6 protein-coding genes are annotated in these 4696 nt (G+C 43.7%); all 6 read right to left on the minus strand.

All coding sequences use genetic code 11. The annotated features are described in order from the left end of the window. Window positions 1–679 (minus strand): SAM-dependent chlorinase/fluorinase (locus tag HZC12_07100; GenBank protein ID MBI5026480.1); only part of this gene is annotated, 679 nt, incomplete at its 3' end. Beyond that, a complete protein-coding gene (locus tag HZC12_07105; GenBank protein MBI5026481.1) occupies window positions 673–1623 on the minus strand; it encodes a dihydroorotate dehydrogenase in 951 nt (316 codons plus the stop codon). The genes HZC12_07100 and HZC12_07105, both read right to left, overlap by 7 nt. Next, window positions 1578–2051 carry a hypothetical protein gene (locus HZC12_07110; GenBank protein MBI5026482.1) on the minus strand — a complete coding sequence of 158 codons (474 nt, stop codon included), beginning with the start codon at window positions 2049–2051 and terminating at the stop codon, window positions 1578–1580. The genes HZC12_07105 and HZC12_07110 overlap by 46 nt, the downstream gene beginning before the upstream one ends. 32 nt (window positions 2052–2083) lie before the next feature. Continuing rightward, window positions 2084–2320, minus strand: a complete 237-nt coding sequence (locus tag HZC12_07115; protein ID MBI5026483.1) for a hypothetical protein — start codon at window positions 2318–2320, stop codon at window positions 2084–2086. Further along, window positions 2313–2786 (minus strand): transcription elongation factor GreA, encoded by a 474-nt coding sequence (greA, locus tag HZC12_07120; GenBank protein MBI5026484.1) that lies wholly within the window; start codon window positions 2784–2786, stop codon window positions 2313–2315. Before greA ends, HZC12_07115 begins: the two co-directional genes overlap by 8 nt. Before the next feature lie 75 nt (window positions 2787–2861). After that, window positions 2862–4696, minus strand: a 1835-nt coding sequence (carB, locus tag HZC12_07125; GenBank protein ID MBI5026485.1) for a carbamoyl-phosphate synthase large subunit, incomplete at its 5' end; no start/stop codon positions are given.

Here is a 4696-nt window from a genome sequence, read left to right on the forward strand (position 1 = left end):
CCTCTGAATCATAATTTAAAAGGCGGGATTGCTGGCCTTTATAAAGTATTTTTAATATTCCGTCCGGCAGTTCGGTGTATAGTTCATCTAAATTTTCCCGAGTGATGTTTGTTATTGCATTGCCGAAGTTATCAATATAAACGATTTCTCCTTCTATGGCTGTTTTGGTGACTTTTTGGAGTTTTGGTATCTGAAGCGTGGCATAGTCAGTGATCTCCTCACCGAATTTTGAGCTTTCAATCCCTTTTGAAAGCCATGCTGCCACAGGCGCGAAGATATCACGGCCATGAAATGTTGAGCTCATGTGTGGAAGGAAATAGTGCTCTGCGGTGATATGTATTACCTTTAAAATATGAGTTGGGATGTCAAACACAGGAGTAAATACCCCATTGTCCGGGCCAATAAAGTAATAATCATCAGTTACCACTAAAATAGGCCTTCTTTTGGCGCCAACCCCAGGGTCAACTATTATCATATGGATTGTAGTTGGAGGAAAGTATTTATAGCTCATTGCCAATATTTGGGATGCTTCAAAGATATTTTGAGGACTTACATTATGAGTGATGTCAATTACCCTTACCTCAGGATTTATCTTTAAGATCACTCCCTTCATTATTCCAGCAAATGGGTCTTTCAGCCCAAAGTCTGTAGTCAGAGTAATAAATGGTTTTTCTAACATTTCAGCCCTCCAATGAGTTCTTTTATGTCAGTTATGTTTTTTTCAGAAAGGTGTTGTTTAATGCCATCCAGGATGTCTATGGCAGCTCTCGGATTTACAAAGTTTGCAGTCCCTACTGCCACTGCTACAGCGCCTGCAAGGATAAACTCAAGGGCATCTTCAGCACACATTATACCACCCATCCCAATAATCGGGATGTGAACGGCCCTGTAGCATTCCCAGACCATTCTCACAGCAATCGGCCTGATAGCAGGGCCTGAAAGCCCCCCTGTAATATTTGCAAGGCGGGGCCTTTGTGTTTTAATATCAATTGCCATTCCAGTAATAGTGTTTATTAGAGATATTGCATCTGCTCCTGCGGCTTCTGCAACCTTTGCCATAGCAGCAATATCTGTTACGTTTGGAGAGAGCTTTACAATCAGGGGAAGATGCGTCGCCTTTCTTACAGCGCTGACAACTTCAAAGGTTACTTTGGGTTCTGTGCCGAAGATAATCCATCCAGCCTGTTTATTGGGACAGGATATGTTCATTTCTAACCCGTGAATGCCGCTTATCTCACTGAGGCGCTTTGCTGTTTCAGAGTATTCTTCTATTGTGTCACCGAAGAAATTGGCTATCACCGGTGTATCGAATTTTTTTAGAAATGGGAGTTTATCTTTTATAAACGCCTCTATGCCAATGTTCTGAAGCCCTATGGCATTCAACATTCCGGCCGGCGTCTCAACAATGCGTGGTGGAGGGTTTCCCTCTTTGGGTTTCAGTGAAAGTCCTTTTATGACTATTGCACCGAGTTTGTTGAGGTCAACGAATTCAGAATACTCCTCGCCATACCCAAAAGTCCCTGAGGCAGTCATGACTGGGTTTTTGAGTTTTAAGCTGCCTATGTTTACTTCAAGGTTCACCACACAATCTCCTCTATTGGAAACACAGGCCCTTCTTTGCATACCCGCTTATATCCATCCTTTGTCCTGACAGCACAGCCGAGACATGCGCCGATACCGCATGCCATATTCTCCTCCATGGATATATAGGCTGTAACACCCTTATCTGCAGTGATTTTCGATATTGCCTCGAGCATCTGTCTGGAGCCACAGGCGTAAATTAAGTGACGAGTGACGAGTGACGAGTGACGAGTTAAAAAGTTACTTAATACTTCTACAACGGTACCCCTTTCACCATTAGAGCCGTCATCGGTGCTAATCAGGAGATCTCTTGCGTATTCTTTTAGTTCATTCATAAAGAAAAGTTCATGCTCAGTCCTTGCACCGTATAATATATATGCTGACTTTGCAAGTCTTTCTGCGAGGAAAAACAATGATGCAATACCGATACCCCCTGCAACAATCAGCGGTGTTTGATTTTTGGTGGGCATAGGATAAGAATTTCCGAGAGGGCCGAGCACATCTAATAAATTTCCAGGCGTTTTTCCCTTGAGGATTTCTGTTGCGGGGCCTGCCCGAACCATCTATAGAGGCTGAATGCTCTTTTAAGTAGCGGGTCAAGCCCATGCTCGATACTGACCATAAAAAACTGGCCTGGTTCAGGTTTTTGTATGGGCTCAACAGGCTGTAAGGTCAGGAGGAATGTCCTTGGATTTAGTCTGATGTTTTCCTTGATGACTGCTTTGAATAATCTACTCAAAACTTATCTCTAATATTTCATATTCCATTGTCTTTGCAGGAGCCTTTACGGTGACCACATCGCCAATAGCTTTGCCGATAAGGGACTTTCCTACAGGAGAACTTATTGAAATCTTGCCAGATTTTACATCGGCCTCATCAGTGCCAACAAGGGTAAACACTTTCTCTTCATCGGTTTCTGTATCCATAAGTTTTACCTTTGCGCCAAAGGCAATCTTATCCTGATTTATCCTGGATGGGTCTATTACATGGGCAAGCGCCAGTTTGTTTTGAAGCTCCCGTATACGGCCTTCAATGAAAGACTGCCGTTCCTTGGCTGCGTGGTATTCTGCATTTTCTGAGAGGTCACCATGTGACCTCGCTTCGGCTATATCCCTGATATTCTGGGGCCGCTCTATTTTAAGAAGCTTCTCGAGGTTTTCCTGAAGCTTTTGATAACCCTCTGGTGTCATTGGAATCTTTTTCATAAAATTACTTTATCATTTTTGCCCTGAATTTTCCACTTCACCTGCCTGCTCCTAAAAATAGAGATAGCGAGCTTTCTAACGGGGTTTACTGGCACTGATACCAGTATGATATTCCTGTATCGATCTGATATTGATTTGTTTCCTGAGCATTATCTCAATTGCATTTACTACTGCCTTTGCTCCAGCAAGGGTCGTTGTATAAGGGACGCCGTATTGGAGTGCATTCCGCCTTATGGAGAAAGAATCTTTCTGGGCTTTGGCACCGCTTACAGTGTTTATAACAAAACTTATCTCTTTGTTCTTTATATAGTCGACAATATGGGGCCTGCCTTCAGTAACTTTATTCACAACTTCAACCATAAGTCCATTATCTTCCAGATGCTGGGCAGTGCCTCTTGTTGCAACAACGGAAAACCCCATCTCTATAAATTTGCGCGCAACGCGATAAATACTGTCTTTGTCCTTGTCTTTCACGCTTATAAAAACTTTTCCTCTAAGCGGTATCCTGTTATTCGCCGAAATCTGAGCTTTAGAAAAGGCCCTGCCAAAGTCTTCATCAATACCCATAACCTCTCCTGTTGACTTCATCTCAGGGCCGAGGATGGTATCTACACCAGGAAACCTGTCAAAGGGAAAGATTGCCTCCTTAACCGCGATGTGCGGTATATCCCTTTCTGTGGCAAGACCGAGTTCTTTGAGGGTTTTGCCGACCATGACCTGAGCAGCTATCTTTGCAAGCGGGACACCTGTTGCCTTTGAGACAAAGGGTACTGTCCTTGATGCCCTCGGATTTACCTCAAGGATATATATGCTCCTATCCTTTACAGCAAACTGGACATTCATTAACCCTATAACATTAAGTTCTTTTGCGAGTGCCTTTGTCTGCCTCTTTATCTCGTTTACTATGGAACTGTCAAGGGAATACGGTGGAAGTGAACATGCAGAGTCGCCAGAGTGAATCCCTGCCTCTTCGATATGTTCCATCACTCCGCCGATTATTGTATTAATTCCATCTGAGATGGCATCGACATCCACCTCAATCGCATCTTCCAGATATTTATCTATAAGCACAGGGTGTTCAGGCGATGCCTTGACAGCCCTTTTCATGTAGTCCTTAAGGCTTCTGTCGTCATAAACGATTTCCATTGCCCTTCCACCGAGGACATAGGATGGCCTGACCATAACCGGATAGCCTATTTTCTTTGCTACTTCCAGCGCTTCCTCTACAGACATGGCTGTGTCACTTTCAGGCTGTTGAAGATTAAGCTTATGCAATAGCTCTTTGAATCTCTTTCTGTTTTCTGCCCTGTCAATCGAGTCCGGCGTTGTTCCGAGGATATTGACTCCTTCCTGTTCAAGGGGCACAGCAAGTTTAAGCGGGGTCTGGCCACCGAATTGCACGATTACTCCATCTGGTTTTTCAGTTTCAATAATGCTCATGACATCCTCTATTGTGAGTGGTTCAAAATAGAGCCTGTCAGCCGTGTCATAGTCAGTGCTTACAGTCTCCGGGTTGCAATTCACCATTATGGTTTCATAACCCAGTTCTTTTAACGCAAAAACCGCATGCACACAGCAGTAGTCAAATTCAATGCCCTGGCCGATTCTGTTCGGGCCAGAGCCGAGGATTATGACCTTTTTGCGATTGGTGGGATTGGCCTCACAATCAACTTTTAGAGACGAGAGACGAGTGACGAGTGACTTTTCAAGAGACGAGTGACGAGTGACGAGTGACGAGTTATTATTATTGCTTGTCTCTTGTCTCTTGTCACTTGTCTCTGAATTATAATAGGGCCTTTCATAAGTCGAATATAAATACGGAGTATATGCCTCGAACTCTGCTGCACATGTGTCAACCATTTTGAATACAGGGAGAATCCCACTTTTTCTCCTCAGGTCTCTTATTATCT

This window comes from Nitrospirota bacterium (genome assembly GCA_016214385.1).
Lineage (GTDB): Bacteria > Nitrospirota > Thermodesulfovibrionia > UBA6902 > JACROP01 > JACROP01.

Excerpts from the sequence above, each read along its gene's own strand:
- HZC12_07105 (MBI5026481.1), bottom strand. The coding sequence starts at position 1,623 with ATGCAAAGAAGGGCCTGTGTTTCCAATAGAGGAGATTGTGTGGTGAAC.
- HZC12_07110 (MBI5026482.1), bottom strand. The coding sequence starts at position 2,051 with ATGCCCACCAAAAATCAAACACCGCTGATTGTTGCAGGGGGTATCGGT.
- greA (MBI5026484.1), bottom strand. The coding sequence starts at position 2,786 with ATGAAAAAGATTCCAATGACACCAGAGGGTTATCAAAAGCTTCAGGAA.